Origin of the sequence: Trichococcus collinsii (assembly GCF_900107505.1) — a bacterium.
Lineage (GTDB): Bacteria > Bacillota > Bacilli > Lactobacillales > Aerococcaceae > Trichococcus > Trichococcus collinsii.
The window spans coordinates 617788-640025 of the sequence record NZ_FNQH01000002.1 but is presented as its reverse complement, the minus strand read 5'-3'; the positions used below and the strand labels follow the sequence as shown (position 1 = coordinate 640025).

General features: G+C 49.2%; 19 protein-coding genes. 14 read left to right on the top strand and 5 right to left on the bottom strand.

The annotated features are described in order from the left end of the window. Window positions 1-49: 49 nt before the first annotated feature. Window positions 50-1009, bottom strand: a complete 960-nt coding sequence (locus BLV66_RS07360) for an RluA family pseudouridine synthase (protein WP_086987126.1) — start codon at window positions 1007-1009, stop codon at window positions 50-52. Window positions 1010-1167: 158 nt separating this feature from the next. Between BLV66_RS07360 and BLV66_RS07355 the strand changes: the two genes are divergently transcribed. Both BLV66_RS07355 and BLV66_RS07350 read left to right on the top strand, forming a co-directional pair. Beyond that, window positions 1168-3621 (top strand): ATP-binding cassette domain-containing protein, encoded by a 2454-nt coding sequence (locus BLV66_RS07355; protein WP_086987127.1) that lies wholly within the window; start codon window positions 1168-1170, stop codon window positions 3619-3621. A gap of 340 nt (window positions 3622-3961) precedes the next feature. Next, window positions 3962-4894 carry a LysR family transcriptional regulator gene (locus tag BLV66_RS07350; protein ID WP_086987128.1) on the top strand — a complete coding sequence of 311 codons (933 nt, stop codon included), beginning with the start codon at window positions 3962-3964 and terminating at the stop codon, window positions 4892-4894. A 101-nt stretch (window positions 4895-4995) separates the two neighbouring features. Here the strand turns inward: BLV66_RS07350 and BLV66_RS07345 are convergent, their stop codons facing one another. The 3 genes from BLV66_RS07345 to BLV66_RS07335 form a co-directional block, all read right to left on the bottom strand. Beyond that, window positions 4996-6114 (bottom strand): YncE family protein, encoded by a 1119-nt coding sequence (locus tag BLV66_RS07345; protein ID WP_086987129.1) that lies wholly within the window; start codon window positions 6112-6114, stop codon window positions 4996-4998. Between the two features lie 101 nt (window positions 6115-6215). Continuing rightward, the gene (locus BLV66_RS07340; protein ID WP_086987130.1) at window positions 6216-8564 is read right to left on the bottom strand and encodes an ABC transporter permease; all 2349 of its coding nucleotides are present in this window, start codon (window positions 8562-8564) and stop codon (window positions 6216-6218) included. A 15-nt stretch (window positions 8565-8579) separates the two neighbouring features. Then, a complete protein-coding gene (locus BLV66_RS07335) occupies window positions 8580-9278 on the bottom strand; it encodes an ABC transporter ATP-binding protein (protein ID WP_176974174.1) in 699 nt (232 codons plus the stop codon). Window positions 9279-9525: 247 nt separating this feature from the next. On the opposite strand from BLV66_RS07335, the gene BLV66_RS07330 reads away from it, so the two are divergent. The 8 genes from BLV66_RS07330 to BLV66_RS07300 all read left to right on the top strand — a co-directional run bounded on the left by BLV66_RS07330 (window position 9526) and on the right by BLV66_RS07300 (window position 17119). Continuing rightward, window positions 9526-11607, top strand: a complete 2082-nt coding sequence (locus tag BLV66_RS07330) for a permuted SH3 domain-containing protein (RefSeq protein WP_176974173.1) — start codon at window positions 9526-9528, stop codon at window positions 11605-11607. 182 nt (window positions 11608-11789) lie between these two features. Next, window positions 11790-12290 (top strand): hypothetical protein, encoded by a 501-nt coding sequence (locus BLV66_RS07325; protein ID WP_086987133.1) that lies wholly within the window; start codon window positions 11790-11792, stop codon window positions 12288-12290. A gap of 101 nt (window positions 12291-12391) precedes the next feature. Next, window positions 12392-12892 carry a GNAT family N-acetyltransferase gene (locus tag BLV66_RS07320; protein WP_086987134.1) on the top strand — a complete coding sequence of 167 codons (501 nt, stop codon included), beginning with the start codon at window positions 12392-12394 and terminating at the stop codon, window positions 12890-12892. Between the two features lie 106 nt (window positions 12893-12998). Beyond that, entirely contained in the window at window positions 12999-13532 is a 534-nt protein-coding gene (locus tag BLV66_RS07315) for a GNAT family N-acetyltransferase (RefSeq protein ID WP_176974172.1), read from the top strand. Window positions 13533-13572: 40 nt separating this feature from the next. Beyond that, the gene (locus BLV66_RS15685; RefSeq protein WP_218131810.1) at window positions 13573-13932 is read left to right on the top strand and encodes a hypothetical protein; all 360 of its coding nucleotides are present in this window, start codon (window positions 13573-13575) and stop codon (window positions 13930-13932) included. Continuing rightward, window positions 13922-14698 (top strand): YibE/F family protein, encoded by a 777-nt coding sequence (locus tag BLV66_RS07310; RefSeq protein ID WP_218131809.1) that lies wholly within the window; start codon window positions 13922-13924, stop codon window positions 14696-14698. Before BLV66_RS15685 ends, BLV66_RS07310 begins: the two co-directional genes overlap by 11 nt. Beyond that, on the top strand, window positions 14695-15456 hold the full coding sequence (locus BLV66_RS07305; RefSeq protein WP_086987136.1) for a YibE/F family protein: 762 nt from the start codon (window positions 14695-14697) through the stop codon (window positions 15454-15456). The genes BLV66_RS07310 and BLV66_RS07305 overlap by 4 nt, the downstream gene beginning before the upstream one ends. 154 nt (window positions 15457-15610) lie before the next feature. Next, entirely contained in the window at window positions 15611-17119 is a 1509-nt protein-coding gene (locus BLV66_RS07300) for a DUF1846 domain-containing protein (protein ID WP_086987137.1), read from the top strand. 228 nt (window positions 17120-17347) lie between these two features. Here the strand turns inward: BLV66_RS07300 and BLV66_RS07295 are convergent, their stop codons facing one another. Next, window positions 17348-17788: an Lrp/AsnC family transcriptional regulator gene (locus BLV66_RS07295; protein WP_086987138.1), complete on the bottom strand. Its 441-nt coding sequence runs from the start codon at window positions 17786-17788 to the stop codon at window positions 17348-17350. A gap of 252 nt (window positions 17789-18040) precedes the next feature. Between BLV66_RS07295 and BLV66_RS07290 the strand changes: the two genes are divergently transcribed. The 4 genes from BLV66_RS07290 to BLV66_RS07275 all read left to right on the top strand — a co-directional run bounded on the left by BLV66_RS07290 (window position 18041) and on the right by BLV66_RS07275 (window position 22224). Beyond that, window positions 18041-19459 carry an aspartate ammonia-lyase gene (locus BLV66_RS07290; RefSeq protein ID WP_086987139.1) on the top strand — a complete coding sequence of 473 codons (1419 nt, stop codon included), beginning with the start codon at window positions 18041-18043 and terminating at the stop codon, window positions 19457-19459. 304 nt (window positions 19460-19763) lie between these two features. Further along, window positions 19764-21032 carry a uracil permease gene (uraA, locus tag BLV66_RS07285; protein WP_086987140.1) on the top strand — a complete coding sequence of 423 codons (1269 nt, stop codon included), beginning with the start codon at window positions 19764-19766 and terminating at the stop codon, window positions 21030-21032. Between the two features lie 180 nt (window positions 21033-21212). Further along, window positions 21213-21548, top strand: a complete 336-nt coding sequence (locus tag BLV66_RS07280; RefSeq protein ID WP_086987141.1) for a hypothetical protein — start codon at window positions 21213-21215, stop codon at window positions 21546-21548. 4 nt (window positions 21549-21552) lie between these two features. Further along, on the top strand, window positions 21553-22224 hold the full coding sequence (locus BLV66_RS07275; protein ID WP_086987142.1) for a DUF3159 domain-containing protein: 672 nt from the start codon (window positions 21553-21555) through the stop codon (window positions 22222-22224). The last annotated feature ends 14 nt before the right edge of the window (window positions 22225-22238 follow it).

Below are 22238 nucleotides of genomic sequence, written 5' to 3'. Positions count from 1 at the left end.
CATTAAAAATAAAAACATGATTCCCCGCAAAGGGGAATCATGTTTTTTGTTATTTCGAATAAAGCAGGAAGGCTTTCGGAACCGGCGCGCTGAAGCGGACGAGTTCGCCGGTTGCGGGATGGATGAACGCGAGTGTGGTAGCGTGCAGCCCTAAACGCTTCATCGGATTGGTGCGGGCACCGTACTTCTTGTCTCCGGCAACCGGATGGCCCAAGGATTCCATGTGGACGCGGATCTGATTCTTCCGGCCGGTCTCCAATTGCACCTCCAAGAGCGAATATTCCTTGTTTGCGCGGATTTTTCGGTAATGGGTCACGGCATGCTGGCCGCCGTTGTCTTTCGGACTGGAATGGACCTTCATCGCTTTGCTCTCGGTCAGCCACGAGGAAATCGTGCCTGCCTCCTTCTTGATTTCGCCCTCGACCAGAGCGGTATAGATGCGTTCTTTGACGATTTCTTTCCAATTATCTTGTAGCTTCTCTTTCAGCTCTTCGGATTTTGCGAACAGCATGACGCCGGAGGTATCACGGTCCAGACGATGCACGACGAAAATTCGGTTCGCTTTGTTGTCTTCTTTGACGTACTGGCTCAATTGGCGATAAGCGGTCGGTTCCTTTGGATCGTCCGTTGCCATCGACAACAGGCCGGCATCCTTATTGATCACGATGATCGATTCGTCCTCAAACAGGATTTTGAGGCCTGAAAGGGACGTTTTTTTGATGGCTTCCTTGTTTGCCAAAATGCCGACAGTCTGTCCGGGTTCCAATGGGTGGTTGTGTTTGGTGATGGACTTGCCGTCGACCGTCACTTGTCCGCGGGTAAGGATCGATTTGACCGAATTGCGACTTTGCTTGCTGAGGATCTGCAGCAAAAATGGCAACAATTCGCTTGGTTCGGTCACGGGGTATTGCGTAACCCCTTTTGTGGAGGGGGTTTTTTGGGGTTCTATCGCCTTGTCCTGGCGATTGCGTTTATTAGTGATGGGTTTCTTTTGGTTTGTTTTTTTCATATCGTTCGCTCCTGACTCTGTTCGCCGCCTGATTGTAGCGGTCGTCTCTTCTGAAGTATAACAGAAAACCGGGCATCCATCCCGCATAATCGGGACAAAAACGCAGCAAGTGGCATATAATTAAAACAGAAGAACCAAAAGGAAGCGAGGGAGCAGGCATGGACCATATCAGCATCATAGGCGCCAAGGAAGGGAATCTGAAAAACATCACAGTGGACTTGCCCAGGAACAAATGGATCGTCCTCACAGGGGTATCCGGTTCCGGGAAAACGACTCTGGCGATGGATGTGCTCTATCAGGAATGCCAGCGCCAATACCTGGAGGCGATCGGCTACCAAGGCATCCGCAAACCGGATATCGATGCAATCCGCAACGTGTCCCCCGCTGTCAAAATCCAGCAGCAGGCCTACAACAAAAATCCGCGGTCGACTGTGGGAACTGTCACCGACATCTATACCGATCTCCGGATGCTGTTTGAGAAGCTGAGCACACGGGACTGCCCAAATTGCGGGAAGAAATTCAGCTCGGCGGATTGCCGTGAGGAAACCGAAAAGACTGCCGATGACTTCAGGGTGTTCCAGTATTGCCCACACTGCGACCACCGGATGGAGAAGCTGACCCGCACCCATTTTTCCTACAATACCCGAGAAGGAGCCTGCGCAACTTGCCAGGGCATGGGGGAAGTGCTGACGGTTGCTGAAGAGAAGGTGTTCAATGAAGAGCTGACACCTGAAGAGGGCGCGGTCGTTTTTTGGGAAAAACGCTACCGGGATTACCAGTTGGAGTCTCTCTATGCCGCTTACGCCCATTACGGAATTCCGCTAGAAAAAAATACGCCTGTGAAGGACTTTACGCCGGCACAGCGCGTGCTGTTGCTGCAGGGGACCGAAAGTGAAACGGTGCGTCGGTTGTTCCCGGATGTGCCGGTACCCCGGACGGTTGCGGAAGGCCGCTACGAAGGCGTGTTGCCGAACCTTTGGCGCAGAATGGCGGATCAAAAAGGGGCTTCCAAACTCCAGGAAGCTTACTTTGAATCTGCTGTCTGCCCGGAATGCCATGGCGAACGGTTGAACGAGCTGAGCAGGAGCATGACGGTGAATGGAACGCGCTTGCCTGAACTGTCCGGGGCATCCTTGACTGGTCTCATTGATTGGGTCGGTAAGCTCGAAGATAGCCTGCAACAAACGGAGAAATTGTTGGCGGGCGTCTATGTGGCGGATCTAAATACAAAATTGAAGCGAATCCTGAAGCTGGGACTAGGCTATCTATCGTTGGACAGGCAGACGATGACGCTGTCTGGAGGGGAAGCGCAGCGGCTGCGTTTGGCCGCGGTCCTTGATTCGGATCTCACGGGGGTCATCTACATTCTGGATGAACCGACGATCAGTCTGCATCCAAAAGATACAGAAGGACTCCTGGCTGTTCTGCGGTCGCTGAGGGATAAAGGGAATACGGTGCTCGTCATCGAACATGACATAGCCGTAATGGTGGCTGCGGACTACCTGGTCGATATCGGCCCGGGAGCCGGGAAATACGGGGGCGAAATCATCGGAACGGGAACGTTGCAGCAACTGAAGGGGCAAGCAACATCCGTCACTGGTGCCTATCTGAACAGCAAAGCAGAACCGCGCGGGATTTTCCGCAAAGGAACCGGTGATTTCATCGAAGTGAGGCAAGCGGACAAGCACAATCTCCAGAACCTGACAGTCCGTTTCCCCATCGGCTGCCTTGTTTGTGTCGCCGGTGTATCGGGTTCCGGGAAATCGACGCTCGTGTTCGATGTGCTGGCGAAAGGGGATACTGGATACTCGCAGAAAACTAGTCAGGTGAGCGGGACCGCCTCGTTCGACCGGATCGTCGTCGTGGAACAGGCACCTCTCACCCGAATGAAACGCTCGAATGTAGCGACCTACTCGGATGCCTTTACGGAAATCCGGAAAATCTTTGGCCAGCAGCAGACTGCCATTGAAAAGGGAATGACCGCCAATCACTTCTCCTTCAATGTGAAAGGGGGACGCTGCGATCATTGCGAAGGCTTGGGTGTCGTCACGACCAACCTGTTGTTTTTTGAAGATCAGGAAGTTCCTTGTCCGGTCTGTTTGGGTAAACGCTTCAAGGACGAAGTTTTGTCTGTGACCTACCGCGGGCATTCGATCACGGCGGTGCTGGGGTTGTCGGTCGAGGAAAGCGCGGAATTGTTTTCGGATTCGCCTAAAATCAGTGTCATTCTTAATCTGTTGCAGGATGTAGGCCTCGGATACCTCGAACTCAGCCAGACGACTACGACTTTATCTGGCGGCGAAGCGCAACGGCTTAAGTTGGCAGCGGAACTCCTTGCAAATCGGGGGAAAAAGAATCTGTATCTGATCGATGAACCGACTACCGGTCTGCACCCGCTCGATGTCGAAAAATTCCTGAAACTGTTGGATCGGATGGTCGATTCCGGAAGCACGGTGATTGTTGTGGAACACAATCAACAGATTATCGGGGCGGCGGATTGGATCATCGACCTTGGTCCTGGAGGCGGGGATGCAGGTGGTAGGGTCATTGCAGAAGGAACGCCGTCCGACATCCGAAAAGACAAAAATTCGGTGACGGGAAAATTCATTTGATCCGGCAAAAGTGAAAATGATTGACAGGAGCCAATAAAATCGCTATCTTATTAGAAAGCGATGAGGATAGAAGGGGGAGGCAGAACCATGCGGAAGATGATGTGTTGTATGGGCGGATGTAAGAAACATGCAGGAATATTCTTATCATCTTTTGATCTCCACAACCGAGTTTTTTTGCCGGCTCTGTAAAGGGGATTATGGGGCAGATTGTGCATCCGCATCCAAGTGAAGCGCTGAAATGATGATGAATACTTGTGCATGTGTGGTTTGTTGACGCGCATGCACTTTTTTTGTGGAATTGATGGGAACCCATCGGAAAATAGAGCGAGGTGGCAAAAATATGAATCTTCAGCAATTGCGATATGTCATAACAGTGGCGAAATACGGAACTTTTCGAGAAGCCGCAAGGCAATTATATATGGCGCAGTCCAGTCTTTCGTCAAGCATCAAAGATCTGGAGGAAGAATATGGCATCCAGATCTTCGAGCGTTCCAAAAAAGGCATCGAAATAACCAAAGAAGGGGCTATGCTTTTGGAATTCGCCGATCAGATAGTAGCTCAAGCGGATCAATTGGATTACCGCTATCTATCTGCAACGGAGAACAGGAGACTGTTTTCCGTGTCGAGCCAGCACTATGATTTTGCTTCGGAAGGCTTTGCCCGACTGGTTTCGGAAAAGAAAGAAGAATCATTGAATTTCCGTTTCCTGGAGACGAGCACCTCGAAAGTGATGGAAGACGTGCGGGATGCCGTCAGTGAAGTCGGGTTCATCTATCTGAATGATTTCAACGGGAAGGTCATCAAACAGTATCTCGAAGCGTTCGACCTGAAGTTCGATCCACTGATTGCGTTTCAACCACATGTATTCCTCAGCGAGTTCCATCCTTTAGCGAAGAAGGAGAGAATAACGCAGGAGGAACTCCATCCGTACCCCGTCATTTCCTTCGATCAAAGCAAAAACAGCACGCTGCAGCTGATGGAGGAATCAATCCAGGTCGACCAGAATGTCCAACGGATCAGCGCAAGCGACCGCGCGACCGTGTTGAATCTATTGTCCGTGACGAATGGCTACTTGGTGGGTTCAGGTCTCCTGAAATCGAACACGCAGGACCATATCGTCGTGGTGCCGATGGATGTCGATCAAAAAAATACGATCGGCTTCATCTATTCAAAAGTGCGTCCGCTCAGCGCAATCTCCAAGCGCTACATGGAAATCGTAAGGGAACTGTTGGAGGGAGACCAACGCATCGAGTTGACTGATCATTTGGACTGAAACTCAGGGCGCACGAGGGTAAGCACATAAGTAAATAGGAGAGGCTTTCTCATTGCGAGATAGCCCCTCCTATTATGCTTTTTTCAATTGGGGTAGGCTGTTCATTCCGCGAACAACGTGTCGATTTCCACCCGCATGACGCGATCTATGCTCGGATTGCCGTGGTCGCGATAAGGATACGCCCCAGATTCGAAGAGGATATAGAGTTGGTCCCCATCCACAACGACCTGTTCCATGTAAGAAGGCATCGTGAGTTCGATATTCGCATTTTTGTCCGTGAAGTCCTCATTTTCCTTAAGACGATCAAAGGAAAGTAGGGTTGAGTCATACTTTCTGCCAGAAGAGCGTGACAGCATCAGCTTTTCCTGATAAAAAGCCAGCCCTTGGATCTCTTTGCCTATTTTATCGACATCGTCAGGAGAAGCTTCTTCCGTACTTTTTCCGGTATCTAGCGCATGGACTTTCTCTCCGTCATCGTTTTCTGTTGTGGAGATCAGGTAGCGGTGCATGACACTCGTCTCTTCGTCATCGAAATGCGCCACGTAGAGGTCATCGCCGTGGACCGTGATTGTTGAAGCCCGTTTGATGTCAGGCAGTTCGATGCTGTCCGTATAGGTAATCGGTTCAGCGGAATCCGTGAAGTCATAGGCTTCAATGTCTTTCAAAGAAAGAGTGATGACCTGCGCGGTGTCGCCTTTTTCTGAGGTTACCCAGAGCAGCTTGTGATTGTTGTCAAAGGCGAGGCCACCTGCATGAGGGATGCCGTCCAGAACGATTTCCTTGATGAAGGAACCGGTTTTCTTGTCCAATACATAGATAACGGAATTGTGTTCTTTGGTTTGGCAATAGGCCGAAATGAACAGATAATCTGTATTGACGGCCAAACCTTGTGGCGTCATCGTAGTGCAGATTTCGTCCTCTTCATGTTCATGATGCAGCGTCAAAGTGGCATCCATTCCCGGGATGATGAAAATGTTCTCTCCTAGTTCGACGCCTTCCTCTTCAAAAGCCGCTCGGTACAGTTCAGGATAGTCGGACAATCCCTCCTTTAGTTCCTCGAGTGAGCCGACACTGGCTTCCGTGTTCGTTTCTTCGGCAAAAGCCACCCGTTCGATCTTGCCGTTCTTTGTGAGGAGGCCAAGCGTGACCACCCCTGTCATGGTGATGCCGATCAGTGCGAGGCTGATGACTTTCTTTGTCTTTCCCTTATTCTTTTCCATAGTATCACTTCCCGAGTTGAATATTTAAATGAGCCGTTCAGCTTTTCTAATATATTACTACAGGAGTGGGTAAGCGACTAATGAAAAGCTTGCGGTCACGCTTATTCCTGATAGGATTTGAGTACTTCCTGAAGCGGGATTTTGGCAATTTTTCGCCTGCTTATGTAGGTGCCGGCGAAGAAGATGAGTACCAGAATCACCAATGTCTGCAACAGGAAAATCGGTTTGTACTGTAGTGGCAGGATGACGCCGTATTCCTCTGTGAAGAACCGCATCATCAGGTTCAGTATACCCAAAGCGATGGGGATACTGATCAGATAGGAAATCAGGGCGTAAAAGAAATAGCTGTTCAAAATCATCGAATTGACTTCCCGGCGTTTGTAACCCATCACTTTGAGCAACGAAATCACATAGTAATTTTTTTCTACGGTGAAGGAAGTGAGCACGAAGAGGATGCTCGCGGCGATGATTGCAGATCCGCCGATCATGACGTTCGAGATGAACTGCGTGTAGTTGGACATCGCCTTCGATTGTTCGATTAGCCCAGACTTGCTGATGATTGTGCTGTAGTAGGCGTCAGACGGTTTTTTGAGCGAATAGATGCCGCTGTATAGGCGCGAAGTGCTGTTTTCCGACAATATATTGCTGAGCTTTTCGATGTTCAGGTACACCTTGTCGGAAATATATTCATCGGTCACGCCTTTGACAAGGAAGGGGAAAGTGTCGTCGTTCACTTCCAGTCGGATGGTATCGCCTTCTTCAACACCGAGCTTGAGGCTGAGCCGTTTTGTGATCACGGCGCCGTTCTGGATGTTTACGGTGATGTCATTGCCTTCCACATCGTACAGGCTGTAAAGCTTGTTCCGTGAAGACAGCCCTTGCAGCGAAACAACATTGCCGTCGAGGGAAGCGAAGGGATAGATCAGGAATTTTTCGTCCCCTGGCCGCGTTTCGGGCAGCCTTTCCGTGACGTCGAGATAGGCCTCGTATTCGTAGTCTACTTTGTTCAGATAATCGACCGTCATCCGATCGACCATGCCGCCCATCATGAAAGAAAAGCTCATCAGGATTGTCGAGAACATGATGCCCAGAAAGAAAATGAAGAAGCTGCCGGTGCTCTTGATGGCATGCAGATATTTGAATTTTGTGCTGCCTTTCGCCTTTGAAAGGACCCGGCTGAGGTATCTGCCGATCCGGTTGATCGACTTGGCCTGATGCGGCTTCAGCAGTTCCAAAGCATTCTCGCCGAGGATCCGGTAGATGATGCTCCCGGAAACCAAGGAGAAGAACAGGAGCGGCACAAGAATTGCCGTGGCGAAGACGGTGAAGCTCTGGGCGATTTTGACTTGGGGCAGGAGATAGAAATCCAGATATAAACGCTTCAATGGCTCGGAAAAGAGCGATCCGATGAAGTAGCCCAGGATCAGCATAAGGGCGGCGAAGACCATCATCGCGACGAAATAAGGCCGGGCTATTTCCGAACGGCGGTAGCCGAGCGCCTTGAGGATGCCGATCTGGCCTCTCTCAGCATGGAGCAGGTTGTAGATCAGGATCGATACGATGATGACCGCGATAGCCGCGATAAAAATGCTGAGTCCCAACGCCATGACTTTCCCTTGGGTCAGTTCGTCATAGATGGCTCCGCTCCTCATTGAGGTCTGCGTGTCCGCAATCTGGCTGACGAAGGGCAGCTCGTCTTTATCGTAGGCGGTATCTATGCTCTCACCGGTCAGGTTCATGCCGGCTAAACGGAAACTCTCTTTGTCGTCGAAGTTCTCGTATTCTTTATCGGACATGAGCAGCAGTGTCTGCAGCCCGGTATCCAAGTTGAAGGTTTCATCGAACATGGGGAGGGTGTAGTCCGGGAAAAGCACAAAGCCCGTCACGCGGTAGCTTTTGTTTTTGACGATGAGTGAGTCCCCGATGGTGAGGCCGTTTTTGTCGGCATAGACTTTGGTGACGGCGACTTCATCGTCAGCTGATGGTTTGCGCCCTTCCTCCATATAGGAAAGATTGATTGTTTTGCCATCCTTCACGAGGAGCGCTTTATGCGACTTCCCTTGGTAAGTGTAGGAGGTGTTTTTGTATTCCCTCAGTTCGAGGCTGACATCGCGGTAGCTCGCTTCAAACTCGGTGATTCTGTTTTCCATGAGTTTGTAGAAGGTGGCAGGTTCGACTTTCTTTATGTCGCTTAGAGAGTAGAAACCTCTGGCAAGCAGCGCTGCTGCGATGGGGTAGGACGCCTCTTCCAGCGTGACCCTATTCAGCATCTCGACGGCAAAGTCCTCTTGGTTGTGATCCGCAAGGTACGTTTCCGTGGGTTCTTCGATGCCGCTCAATCCATAGAACATCATGGTGTAAGTGGCGGAGCTCAGGATGATGATGAAACCGATGGCAACCAGCTGCATCCATTTTTTTCGCAAGGTTTTGATGACATTTTTCAACAGCATGATCCGCACCTCCCCCTATCCCCAAGAGATATCCTGGGCATTTTTTTTGACTTCGTTGAGGGTAACTTCCGTGATTTGACCGGAGTTCATCTTGATGACCTTGTCCGCCATTTCGGCGATGCCCAAGTTATGGGTGATCACGATGATGGTTTTGTTGTAGTCCTCGTTCAGATTCTGAAGCAGCTGCAGAATCTTTTTTGAATTTTCTTCATCCAGCGAGCCGGTGGGTTCGTCGCAAAAGATGATGTCGGGATTCTTGGCCAGGCTTCTGACGATCGAAACCCGTTGCTGCTCCCCACCTGAGAGTTGACTGGGATATTTGTTGCGGGCTTTTTCCAGGCCGACTTTTTCGAGCAGGTCAGTTATGTCGAGTGGAGCGGTGCCGATGTCCGAGCCGATCTGGATGTTCTCGTAGACGTTCAGGTTCTGTAGCAAGTTGTATTGCTGGAAGATGAAGCCCAAATGTTTCCTTCTGAAGGCGGTCATCTCCTCTTCGTTCAGGTTTGTAAGCGTTTCGCCCCGAAAGGTGATTTCACCCGAAGTGACGGTGTCCAAGCCGCTGATGACGTTCAGCAGGGTGCTCTTGCCGCTGCCGCTGGGCCCGAGGATGACGACAAATTCGCCTTCTTCAATGGTGAGGTTGACATCTTTTAGGGCATACGTTTCCACATCACCGCTTTTGTATGTCTTCGTCACGTTGGACATCGTTATCATCACAAACACTCCTTTGGGATCGCTTCAATCACTTCAAGTATATTTGTGTCTCGATTTTTTGTCAAAAAATTGAGAATGGAAAAGCCTTTGCTGAATATAGAAAATACCCCAAAATATAATTATCCGAAATGGTTTTGTATGCGTTGACAATATCTTCACATAAGCATCGGTCGATATGTTAAAATTGAGATACCGAAACGATGGATTTGTCGGGATTATCCGGAAATTGAGCGAGGGGGTCTTCTTTATGGGGAAATTAAAAGCAATCATATTCAAATCAAAAAAATCGATCATTGTCACAGCGGTCCTTCTGCTGACTTTGCTGGTGGGCGGAGGTACTGGCTACTGGTGGTATCAGAATGCCCAGGTCCGGGAAGTGTCGGTGCATACGGCTTGGAAAGGCCAGTTGGCTAAGCATGTGCCGATAACCGGCGATATCGAGGCCAGCAGCACGAGCAGCCTTTATCCCTCGCCCACAGCTAAAATTGTCGAAGTGTTTGCTGAGGAAGGCCAGGCAGTCAAGAAAGGCGACGTACTGGCGAGGATCGATTCGACCGAGTACCGTACCCAATTGGATAAACAGACCATCAATCTTGCGAATGCAGAGGGGACGCTTGCCTATCTTTCCGGGAGTAGCGCAGAAATGGACAAGGCATCCTCACAAAATGCGGTGAGCCAAGCGAGGATTGCACTGGAAAATGCCCAATCAAATTACAATGCGGCGCAAGGGAATCTGGCTGATATTAATACGCTCAATGCGAATGCTATCAGCCAGGCGAACATAGCCTTGGAGAACGCCCAGTCGAATTATGCCGCGGCCAACTCCAATTTATCGGAGCGGGGAACGCTCTACGACAATGCAGTTAGCCAAGCTCAAATAGCCTTGGAGAGTGCCCAATCGAACGCGGCCTCTTTAGCGGATAAGCTGCATAACGTCGAAATAGCCAACGAGAATGCGGTCGGCCAAGCCGAACTGACTTTGGAAAATGCGAAGGCGCATTACTGGATCGCAAAAAAGAATCTGGACGATCTGGATAATACCCTGTATGAAGCCGAATGTGCGTTGGATACTGCGAAAGCAACCTATGAGAGCGCGAAACTGAATTTGGATATCGTCAAAGCTTTGTATGAAGCAGATCCGATTTTGTACGCCTTGGACTATCAGTTGGCGCAGCAGGCTGTCACCTCTGCCGAAACGGCGGTGTGGAACGCTGAACAGGCTTTGGACAGCGCTAAACTGGGCTATCAATCCGGCTATGATGCGGCAAAATTGGCGGTGATCGATGCCGAAACGGCTGTCCGCAGCGCGGAAATTGCGCTTTCCAATGCCGAAAACGCAGCCGACGCTGAATATGCTGCAGCCGCAAAAGCGGTCTCGGACAGTGAAGCAGCTGTGCGCAACGCGGAAATCGCACTTTCGAACGCCGAAAGTGCGGGTTCGCTTGAATATACAGCAGCTGAAAAAGCCGTCAATGACAGCGAAGCCGCTGTTCGTAATGCGGAAATTAACGTTTCGAATGCCAGAAGCGGCGCAGCCGTAAAGTATGAAGCGGCTATCAAGGCGATCAGCGATGGCGAAAATGCCGTCCGTAGCGCCGGAATCGCTCTTTCGAATCTGAACACCACGGCAACCTTCTCAAGCGCAACAGCGGAAGAAAGAATCTCCAATCAGGCCGACCAGATTGCTCTCTTGAAGACTGATATCGCCTATTTGAACAAAAAAATCGAGGAGTGCGATCTGAAAGCTAATGTCGACGGCATCGTGACGAAAATGGATGTAGTGGCGAATGAATATCCAGAGGCTGGCGATGCTATCATCGTTGACGGGGCGACCGAATATGTAATCAGTTTGGCAGTCAGCCAGTTTGACAGCGTAAATATGCGGGTAGGCCAAAAGGCGACAGTTAAGGTAAAAGGTGTCACTGCGGAATATGAAGGGGTTGTCTCGGAAATTGGCCAATCGGCTGAGAAATCCGCGACCTCCGCGGACCAGGATGCGAAAGTTACAGTAAAAGTCACAATCACCGATCCCGACGAAAATATCAAGGTAGGCTATGAAGCTGATGCGGAAATCATCACGGTCGAAAGGCTCGATGCTCTGCGCGTTAACTTTGAAGCCGTCCAAATCGAAGCAGAATCCGGAAAAGCGTATGTATATGTGGTGGACAGCGGAAACCGAGTCGAAAAAAGGTACATCGAAACCGGGCTAGAAACAGAATATGATATCGAAGTAGTGGAGGGTCTGGTGGAAGGGGAACGATATGTCGCTGATCCGAACAAGGATATTGTATCCGGTGTGAAGGTCAAGGACAGTGATATTGCCGATTGACGGACGGGTATTTTGGAGCAGGGGAGCGGAAATCTGGAGCTCCTCTCTTTTGCGTACTTCGGACAATGCCTTTTCACTACAATGCAGATAGCGTATAATGGAAGAACGGAATCAGGCGCAGCGCAATCGGCCTGAGGAATGGATTAACACTAATAAATAATGATCAGAAAGAGGATTTTCCCATGTCGAAGTTAGGTTTGCAGCTCAGTCCGGCAGACAGTGAAAGCAAGTGTTGGGTGGCGGAAATTACCGGGGCGGACGAAGTGTACATTTTAAAAAGGGACTTCATCCCAGCCGAACCAGAAGGTGGATGGATCCTCTACGATGGCTGGTATCAACTGAACGGTACGGTGCCCGGCGTCACGGAATTCAAAAAAGAATATATCCGCATCAAGGACGGAAAAGTCAGAAGAAACCTTCCGTTCCGGGAACTCGTCGAAAGTCTGGATGAAATAAAAGCAGGTGAAGGCCCTCGTGTCGAAAGGATGCGCAAGGAAATCATCGCCATTTTGGATGAAATAAAAGAAGCTGCCTACTGTGAGCCTGTAGTAGAAGGCATCGAAAAACAAAAGGAAGACCTGGATATGGCGGATGAGCCGGACCAAATTAAAAATGCGCTCTACATGCTGAAAAAACAAAAGCAATCCTATATCCAGCAATACCGAAAGATGTTCAACCTATAAGAATCCAGATTATCCGGAATGAAAACAATAAAAATGCAGGAAAACAATCATGTTTCCGGTATAATCTTATTTAAATGAGAAGAATGAAAGGCGGTGGAAGCATGATAAGAAAAGCAACGCCAGCGGATCTTCCCGCAATTATGGAAATCATCAATGAGGCGAAAGTCACGCTAAAGGCGTCCGGTATCGATCAATGGCAAAAAGGATATCCGAACGAAGCAGTCATTCTTCAGGATATCAATGGAGGATACAGCTATATTTACCTGCGGGATGGCATTCCCGGGGCAACTTTTGCATTTTTTTACGGCGAGGATCCTACCTATAAAGTAATCACCGAAGGCCAATGGTTGACGAATAATCCTTACAGTGTCATCCATCGCATCACGATCAAAGACGCATTCCGTGGGCAAGGCGTCCTTGGGGAAATCGTCGAATGGGCTGCGGATGAATCGCGTAAAAAAGGCTATTCCAGCATGCGTATCGATACGCATCCGGACAACAAAAGCATGCAGCGTGCCCTGCAGAAATCCGGGTATGCGTACTGCGGTCATATCCTGACGAGCATAAGCGATATGCGTTGGGCATATGAGAAAGTGCTGTAAAATAATTATGGATATGCGAAAAGGATTGCGCCCGGACCTAGCGGTGCAATCCTTTTCGCATGGAATCAAGCATCTGATCGATAAAACCGAAGGAGCGAAGCAAAGGATGAATTTGAAACTAAAAAATTTACCGTTGAACGAGGAATTGATCCAGACAGTACTCCGTTGGGAAAATGACTCGGCTATTTCACCGTTCATCACCCCGCACTATGATGAGGAAAGCGAATTGCCTTTGGTGACGGAAGAGGGCGTCCGCGAAAGCCTCAGCAATCCGGACAAACGCAATTATTTCATCTGCGTGGATGAAAAGCCGGTCGGGATCGCGTCGATTATCCGCAACTTTCCTGTCCTGCTGAAGAAGGACGGAAATACAGCCTGGCTGGGCATCTACATTGGCAATCCGGAGTGGCGTAACAAGGGCATCGGCAAAACGGTTATGGCCCTGTATGAAGAAGAATGCCGGAGGATCGGCTATCAGCGAATCGAACTGGGGGTCTTTTCCCACAATGCGGGCGCAATCAGATTGTACGAAAGATCTGGTTTCACACAGATAGGCGTCATCCCTCACTTCACCTATTCCCAAGGCGAATGGCGCGACGACATCCGTATGGAGAAGATCCTCAGTTCCGTTCAAGGGTAATCCCCATGCGGAAATCTTTTGAAGGGAGGAAAAACAACGGATGAAAAAATGGTTGTTGTTTAGGCATAAAGTTATATTATTGACCTTGTTTGCGGCGTTGTTGGGGATGCTGACGCTATTCAGCTACCATAACTACGCGTGGTACGAAGAACCGATCGCCAAAATCATTGCAGAGGAAGCTGTTGGAACCGATGAAACGATCGGCGCAGGTCGGGAAAGCTATCCCGTATACAACCAAAAACTGACGGCTGTACTGATGAACGGGGAGTCGAAAGGGACGCAAGTCGTGATAGAAAACAACTATTCCGACTCACTTGCCTATAGCCAGATGTACCGTTCAGGCGATGAAGTTTTCCTTTCACTTAGCGATAGTGCTTCGGGGGGGGGCCATGACAGGTAAAATTTCCGGAGTAAAGCGGGATAAATATGTTGTCCTTTTTGGATCCTTGTTTCTTTTCGTGCTTGTGTCGGTAGCGGGGAAAAAAGGCCTGCTTTCTCTCGTCAGTATTGCAGGGAATATTTTGCTGTTCAGTGTCGCCTTGGACAGCTATGAAATTGCAGATAACGCACAGTTGTTATGGATAAGCAGTGCCGCAGTGATCGGTTGGACCGTCCTCACGCTCCTCTTGGTCAGCGGCAGAAACAGAAAGACTTACGCAGCCATCCTTTCCACTTTGATCGGAACATTCATGACTTTGATAATCGCCTACGGGGTCATTGTCTGGACGAACGGGCAGGGCCTGCGCTATGAGGAAATGCAGTTTGTGACGCATTACCCGCGGCGCATCTTCCTGTCGAGCATTCTGATTGGCTCGCTGGGTGCGGTGATGGATGTCGCCATCACGATGACCGCAGCCATCCAGGAACTGTATGAAAAAGACCCTGCGATATCCGCCGGAGCCTTATTGCGGTCCGGACGCGAAATTGGCAAGGACATCATGGGGACGATGGCGAATGTGCTGCTTTTTGCCTATGTCAGCGGAGCTATTCCGACGCTCGTATTTTATTTGGAGAACGGCTCCGATGTGTTCCATACCTTTTCGATGCAATTATCTTTGGAAATCACCCGGGCCTTGGCGGGGAGTATCGGTATCGTCTTGACAGTGCCGTTAGCAATGGTTACAGCCGTCCGTCTGATTCCGAAGAAAGCAGGTGATCGTCCATGAGCGTGCAGTTGGTAATGGCGCTGTTGCTTGTGCTGCTGATGGGGGTGGTGGGCGGCAGACGAGGGATTTCTTCTTTCCTTTCATTGTTTTTCAATTTTGCGGTCCTCTATGTATTGGTGCTGCTGTTGATCAATGGCTTTCCTGCTCTTTTTGTTACCTTGTTGGCTTGTTCGGTGGTCAGCTACATCAATTTATTTTACATAAACGGCGTGAACATCAAAACCAAGGCGGCTTTTATCGCCACGATTGTCACAACGTTTTTCTTGCTATTGTTGATTATTTTGGTGCATCGGTTTGCGATGATCCAGGGCTTCGGTCCCGAGGAAGTGGAGGAATACACCACACTTTCCTTTTTTGTGAATGTGGATTTTGTCCAAATCGGTATTTGCACGATGGTAACAGGAACGATATCGGCCATTACGGATACGGCCATCTCGATTTCCTCCTCGTTACATGAAGTCCATCACCGCAATCCGCAGTTGAGCGAAAAGGAATTGTTCCGGTCAGGGATGACGATCGGCAAGGACATCATAGGAACGACGACGAATACGCTGTATTTTTCATTCATCGGCAGTTACCTTGCTCTTTTCCTATGGTTCAGGGATCTGTCCTATTCTTTTGGGGAGGCACTGAACGCAAAGGTGCTTGTCTCCGAAGTCCTCTCCATGTTCGTCATCGGTATCGGAGTGACCGGAATCATCCCACTCACCGCTTGGGTCACGGCGCGCATGTTGTGGAACAAATCGTCTCGGGCTTAAAATACGTATTGCCAATAAAAAAAAATACTCTATAATTGTTAGAGTTGAAATCAAAGCGTTACGGATGAGTCAGCTGAAGCCGTTTTGCATCCTGAAAGAGGCGTGTAACGGCACAAGTATACAGATATACCATTCAGATATTGGAGGAAAACAGATGAAGAAAATCGGCTTTGATCCACAGAAATACATTGAAGAACAATCGAAATATATCCTGGAACGGGTCAACAATTACGATAAATTGTATCTTGAGTTTGGAGGCAAGCTGATCGGCGACAAACACGCGAAACGTGTATTGCCAGGGTTCGACGAAGATGCCAAAATCAAATTGCTGCAGAAATTGAAGGACCAAGCGGAGATCTTGATTTGTGTGTATGCAGGCGATATCGAACGCAACAAGATTCGTGGCGACTACGGCATAACCTACGACATGGATGTCTTTCGCCTAATCGATGAGCTTAGGGAGTACGGATTGGCCGTCAACAGTGTTGTCATCACGCGCTACAATGGACAGCCGGCCACGAAAGTATTCATCAACAAACTCGAAAAACGCGACATCAAAGTCTATACCCATGGCGCCATCGAAGGCTATCCTTCCAACATCGAAACGATTGTCAGCGAAGAGGGCTTCGGTCAGAATACTTACATTCCGACGACGAAACCGATTGTCGTCGTGACCGCTCCAGGTCCAGGCAGCGGTAAGTTGGCTACCTGCCTGAACCAGCTGTACCACGAGCGTCGTCAAGGTCGCGCGGCCGGTTACTCCAAATTCGAGACTTTCCCGGTATGGAATGTTCCTTTGAAGCACCCGTTGAACATCGCCTATGAAGCAGCAACAGTCGATCTGAAGGACGTCAACATGATGGACAACTATCATTTTGAGACCTACAACGAAGTGGCGGTCAACTACAACCGCGATCTGGAGACTTTCCCGGTCATCAAACGCATCATCGAGCGCATCACCGGCAAGGAATCCGTCTACCAATCACCGACTGACATGGGCGTGAACCGAGTAGGCTTCGGCATCACCGACGATGAAGCAATCCGGGAAGCGTCGAAGCAGGAAATCATCCGCCGCAGCTTCGACACGGAATGCGACTACAAGAAAGGCCTGAGCGATGAAGAGACGCGCAACCATATGCGCCTGATCATGGAAGAGGTCGAATTGAAGCAAGAAGACCGGGCTCCCGTCAAGCCTGCCCGCGAATATGCGAAGCGTTTGATGAAACACGCTGTGGACAACGAAATTCCTGCGGTCATCGCTTTCGAACTGAACGATGGACGGATCATCACTGGCAGAACTTCCGATTTGATGGATGCTTCTTCTTCCGCCATCCTGAATGCGATCAAAGCTTTGGCGAACATTTCCGACGACATCCTGTTGCTGTCCCCGGTCATTCTAGAGCCGATCAAAAAGCTTAAGAGCGAAGGCTTGCATAAACGCATCCCGACCTTGACTGCGAATGAAATATTGATCGCCTTGTCCATTTCAGCGGTCACAAATCCGACTGCCCAGCTGGCTTACGATAAACTTTCCGAGCTGAAGGATGTGCAGGCACATTCGACTGTCATACTGAACAAAGACGATGATCAGATCCTTCGGAATCTTGGCCTCGACATCACATGTGATCCAGTTTACCCGTCCGAAAACCTTTACTACGTATAATAGAGTGTGATGAATCCCGGATAGAAATCGAGCACTAAGAGGACTACCACGAAGCGGACGCTTTTGGTCCGCATGTGGTAGTCAGCTTAGGCGGAGATTTCTGGGATTCAGAACACATTTAAATAGAGTGTTCTGATTCGCAATAAAACATCAGAAACCAATTTCAAAGGCTATCCGCTCCCTGTCTGTTTCGGGAACGGATAGTCTTTTTTTTTTCACGATGGCTTGTTATTGGTCCTCAAAATGGATGCCTCGGGGACCGACCGAGGTTGAGAAGACAACCTGAGTGTAGGTCTTGCCGAATTGCTGCAGTTCCCCGATGAAAGTATCCAATTCATTCGTCGTCGGAAAGGCGACCTTCAGCAGCATCGAGAATTCTCCGGTTACACAGTTGCATTCCAGCACATTCGGAATGCTCTCCACGAAAGGATAAAAAACCGGCTTTTGCTTGGGATCAACCTCCAGATTGATGAAAGCCTTGATATTATAGCCCAGCGTCTGCAGGTTCACATGTGCACCGTAATCTGTGATGATGCCGTTCCTTTCCAACTGGGCGATCCGTGCTGAAATCGCAGGAGAAGACAAAAAGGTGGCCTCACCGATTTCTTTCAAGGAAGCCCGCGCATTTGTCTGCAAAATGTTCAAAATTTGCTTATCGATTTTATCCATCAGAGGCTCCTTTCCAAGTTCTTATTTGCTTTGTATTCTTAAGATTCTATATCAGACCTACTAAGGGAAGCAAACGAATGCTGACATGACTTAAGAAAATAAAGTTACACGGGGAATAGCGTGTGATTCTTCTGCGGAAATGTCGAATATGCAGGTTTTGTTCGCAACTTCCCTTGAGCTATTTCATTCAGTTTGCAGGGGTGGTATTGTTTGCACTATGAATTACAGAAAAATTTCAGGGGGCAAACAGAGATGAACATGAGAATTGAAGCAGACTCGATCGGAACGTTAGCAGTACCCACAGAAGCGTATTATGGTGTGCAATCGTCGCGTGCAAAGGAAAATTTCTCCATCACAGGCACGAAACTGCATCCGGAATTGATCAGCAATCTGGCGCGAATAAAGAAAGCCGCAGCTGTTGTGAACGCTCATTCGGGTAACCTGGCAGTCGGAAAAAAGGATGCGATTGTCCAAGCCTGCGACGAAATTGTGGCGGGATATTTTCATGAAGCTTTCATCGTGGATGCCATCCAAGGCGGTGCCGGGACTTCAGCCAATATGAACGCCAATGAGGTCATCGCCAATCGCGCCATCGAAATATTGGGTGGGAGAAAGGGCGACTACCGCATCGTTCATCCGAATGACGATGTGAATCTGTGTCAATCCACCAACGATGTCTTCCCGACTGCAGGGAAAATGACTGTCCTGCAACTTCTGCCGGAGCTGATTGCTGAACTGGAAAAGTTGGAGAGCGCGTTGGGCGAGAAGGCTGAAGAGTTCGCCGGGGTCATCAAAATGGGGCGGACGCAAATGCAAGATGCGGTTCCGACTACGCTAGGGCTGACGTTCCAGGCTTATCGGTCCTTCGTCAAAAGGGATATCCGCCACCTCTGGGGCGCTGCAGAAGAGATGAAGAGCCTCAATATCGGCGGGACAGCTATCGGCAATGCCATCAATGCGACACCGGAATACGTGGAGAACATAACCGCCTTTGTGAGCAAAGAAGTTGGGATTGAGTTCATGCAGGCGGAGGATCTTTTCGATGCGACCCAGAATGTGGATGGCTTCGTCAGGGTGTCGGCGGCAATCAAGACGGCGGCCGTAAATTTATCAAAGATGAGCAATGATCTGCGCTTATTGTCGAGCGGTCCGAGAGCGGGCATCGGAGAAATCAATTTGCCTGCCAAGCAAAACGGCTCTTCGATCATGCCAGGAAAAGTGAATCCGGTGATACCCGAAGTCGTTTCGCAAGTCGCTTTCCGCGTAATCGGAAATGATCTGACCATCACGATGGCTGCCGAATCCGGGCAGTTGGAGCTGAACGCCTTCGAGCCGATCATTTTCCATTCATTGTTTGAATCGATTGATTGCTTAGCGCATGCGGTCGCTACGCTGACTGTCAACTGCATCCAAGGCATCCAAGCCAATGAGATAGCCTGCTACAAACAGGTGGAAGAGAGCGCTGGCATCGCGACTGCCCTCTGCCCTATGATCGGCTACCAAAAAGCCAGCGCAATCGCCAAAGAATCACTGAAGACTGGCAAAACAGTCAGGGAATTGGTGCTTGAAAAAGGACTATTCTCGGTTGAGGAAACGGACAGCATCCTTGATCTTAAACGCATGGCCGGCATACCGGCAGAGCTAGTCTCGCTGGCAAGCAAGGCTGTCTAATTGAATTGGAGGGCCCCCAGAAAGCCTGACAGGTTGATTCAAGGCTTTTTGGCGGTCCCAAATTTGTAATCCTAATAAATAACAGCAGTTTTCGAACCAAGCTTCATCAGCCGAAACCGGGATTATCTAATCAATTTATAATTGTATTCCATCACTATTATTGCTAAAATAAGCGAAGCAAAGTCCTTTAAACTAATCCCGAGAGATTAAAAAGGGTAACAAATCGAATATTTGATACCTTAGGTCCTTTTGCGAATATCATAATTCAAGGGCTTTTTTTTGCGCCTATAGGAGGAAATATAGAATGTCTTCAAAGAAAATTATTCAGGTTGACGAAAAGGTTCCTGCAAACATGCTGATTCCGCTTAGTTTGCAACATACTTTCGCAATGTTCGGTGCTTCAGTGCTTGTGCCTATCATTTTTGGTATTGATCCGAGCATCGTATTATTGATGAACGGGGTCGCCACGCTATTATTCATTTGGATCACAAAAGGGAAATCGCCGGCCTATCTTGGTTCAAGCTTTGCTTTCATCGGACCGACGAGCATCATCATCGCTAACCAAGGTTTTGAGTATGCGCAGGGTGGTTTCGTCGTCTTAGGTATTATTGGCTGTATCATGGCCTTCGTCATCTATCGTGTCGGCACAAAGTGGATCGATGTTGTCCTTCCGCCTGCAGCGATGGGGGCTGTTGTTGCCTTGATCGGTCTGGAGCTGGCTCACCTTACGATTCAAGGAGGATCGATCGGTGCGAACTTGATGACCGACACTGCGACAGCACAGAACTTCGCCGTCTTCTTCATTACTTTGGGCACGGCTGTCCTAGGTTCTGTACTATTCAAAGGTTTCTTGTCCACTATACCTATTCTGATCGCCATCGTCGTTGGATACATTTCTGCGATTGCGTTCGGCATGGTAGACTTCACTCCAGTAATGGAAGCATCCTTGTTTACGATGCCCCATTTCCAATTGGCAAAATTTGATATGAATGCCATCCTGACGATGCTTCCGGTTTTGCTTGTGTTGACTTCGGAGCATATTGGACACCAAGTAGTCACTTCCAACGTCGTCGGCCGCGACCTGATCAAAGATCCGGGCTTGCACCGTTCGCTGTTTGCTGATTACTTTGCATCTGCTTTATCTGGTTTGATTGGGGGTGTTCCGACAACGACTTATGGTGAAAATATCGGGGTAATGGCCATTACACGTGTCTACAGCGTGCGTGTCATTGCCGGTGCTGCTATTTTCTCCATGGTCATGTCCTTCTTCGGGCCGTTGGCAGCTCTTATTTCCACAATTCCTGGTGACGTCATCGGTGGCGTTACGTTCTTGCTTTACGGTATGATCGGTACCAGCGGCTTGCGTTTATTGGTTGAAGAAAAAGTGGACTACAGTAAGTCCAAGAATCTGATCTTGACATCCATCGTTTTCGTGACGGGTTTGAGCGGCCTGAAAGTACAATTTGCAGGTATCGAATTAAGCGGAATGGTGCTTGCGAGTGTGGTCGGCATCATTTTGAGCTTATCGTTCTACCTTTTTGATAAAGCTGGGTTAATGAACGAAACAGACTGAGCATCTACTGTCAGGAGACAGCAGATGCAAGCAGGCCCTTATCGGATCCAATCTTTTCCGACTACATCAGCTTATAAAATTTATGACGGCTCCAACCCGGGATTCAACGGGCGGGAGCCGTCATTTTCGCTTTTTTGGGCAGCAGTAGTATAATTGAGGCAAATGAGGGGAGTTGGGCACATGTTGACGAAGAGGATGAAAATTTCGATTGTGGCGGGAGCTCTTTTGGGCGTAGTCTGCATAGTAGGTGCCCAGTTGCGGTCCGGATTTGAGAAGGAGGCACTGTATCTGTTCGCCTTTTGGTATAATCGGCTATTGATGGGTGTCGTTATTGGTTTTGCAAAAGAAAAGCAGGAATTGAAACGAGCATTGGGAAGGGGAGCTATCCTGGGGTTATTGGTTTCCTTCGCTTTCTATAGTTCAACGGGATTCGAAGATGCCGTGGGTTTTGCGGCAGGCATCGCTTATGGTGTCATCATTGAGTATGTAGCCTACAGATTCGCTGATAGGGGCTGATGATTTGAAAGCCAGAATCAAGGAAATTTCGGAAGAATTAAAATTGGTCATCTCAGGAAAGACTTTAGATGCTTTATTGCCCCCCTTGTTGTTTGCCGTCGTCAATGGCAGATATCAGTTGACTGTCGCCAGTATCTTGGCGATTGCTTTGGCTTTGCTTTTGGGAATCATCCGGTTGACCCGGAAGCAACCGTTGCGTTATGCCCTGGGGGGGTTGGTTGGGGTTATGTTTGCCTCCGGAATCGCGTATTTCTCGAATAATGCCGCCAATTATTATCTCCCTAAAATAGTTAGCAGCGCGGTGCTCGTATTTTCAGCGCTGGTAAGCATCGTACTTGGGAAACCGATGGCCGCTTTGACGAGCCATTTGACGCGAGGGTGGGATTTGGAGTGGTATTGGCGCAAGGACGTGAAACCGGCCTATCAGGAAGTGACGGTCATTTGGTTTCTGTTTTTTCTGATGCGCTTGGCTTTGCAGGTCATTCTTTTCAGACGCGGCGATATTGTTGAGTTAGCATGGACCAATACGCTCTTGGGACTTCCGTTCACGATCGCAGGATTGATTCTCAGCTATCTCTACGGCATTTGGCGCCTCCGCAACCTTAATGGACCAAGTGTGGAGGAACACCGGGAAGGAAAACCGCAACCGTGGGAAGGGCAGACACGTGGGTTTTGATCGGAAGGGTTTCG

Bases quoted from the DNA above. Each gene is read 5' to 3' on its own strand.
- BLV66_RS07300 (WP_086987137.1), top strand. From the start codon at position 15,611: ATGAAGAAAATCGGCTTTGATCCACAGAAATACATTGAAGAACAATCG.
- BLV66_RS07290 (WP_086987139.1), top strand. From the start codon at position 18,041: ATGAACATGAGAATTGAAGCAGACTCGATCGGAACGTTAGCAGTACCC.
- BLV66_RS07315 (WP_176974172.1), top strand. From the start codon at position 12,999: ATGAATTTGAAACTAAAAAATTTACCGTTGAACGAGGAATTGATCCAG.
- BLV66_RS07280 (WP_086987141.1), top strand. From the start codon at position 21,213: ATGTTGACGAAGAGGATGAAAATTTCGATTGTGGCGGGAGCTCTTTTG.
- uraA (WP_086987140.1), top strand. From the start codon at position 19,764: ATGTCTTCAAAGAAAATTATTCAGGTTGACGAAAAGGTTCCTGCAAAC.
- BLV66_RS07335 (WP_176974174.1), bottom strand. From the start codon at position 9,278: ATGATAACGATGTCCAACGTGACGAAGACATACAAAAGCGGTGATGTG.
- BLV66_RS07340 (WP_086987130.1), bottom strand. From the start codon at position 8,564: ATGCTGTTGAAAAATGTCATCAAAACCTTGCGAAAAAAATGGATGCAG.
- BLV66_RS07360 (WP_086987126.1), bottom strand. From the start codon at position 1,009: ATGAAAAAAACAAACCAAAAGAAACCCATCACTAATAAACGCAATCGC.
- BLV66_RS07350 (WP_086987128.1), top strand. From the start codon at position 3,962: ATGAATCTTCAGCAATTGCGATATGTCATAACAGTGGCGAAATACGGA.
- BLV66_RS07355 (WP_086987127.1), top strand. From the start codon at position 1,168: ATGGACCATATCAGCATCATAGGCGCCAAGGAAGGGAATCTGAAAAAC.
- BLV66_RS07295 (WP_086987138.1), bottom strand. From the start codon at position 17,788: ATGGATAAAATCGATAAGCAAATTTTGAACATTTTGCAGACAAATGCG.
- BLV66_RS07320 (WP_086987134.1), top strand. From the start codon at position 12,392: ATGATAAGAAAAGCAACGCCAGCGGATCTTCCCGCAATTATGGAAATC.
- BLV66_RS07325 (WP_086987133.1), top strand. From the start codon at position 11,790: ATGTCGAAGTTAGGTTTGCAGCTCAGTCCGGCAGACAGTGAAAGCAAG.
- BLV66_RS07345 (WP_086987129.1), bottom strand. From the start codon at position 6,114: ATGGAAAAGAATAAGGGAAAGACAAAGAAAGTCATCAGCCTCGCACTG.
- BLV66_RS07305 (WP_086987136.1), top strand. From the start codon at position 14,695: ATGAGCGTGCAGTTGGTAATGGCGCTGTTGCTTGTGCTGCTGATGGGG.
- BLV66_RS07310 (WP_218131809.1), top strand. From the start codon at position 13,922: ATGACAGGTAAAATTTCCGGAGTAAAGCGGGATAAATATGTTGTCCTT.
- BLV66_RS15685 (WP_218131810.1), top strand. From the start codon at position 13,573: ATGAAAAAATGGTTGTTGTTTAGGCATAAAGTTATATTATTGACCTTG.
- BLV66_RS07330 (WP_176974173.1), top strand. From the start codon at position 9,526: ATGGGGAAATTAAAAGCAATCATATTCAAATCAAAAAAATCGATCATT.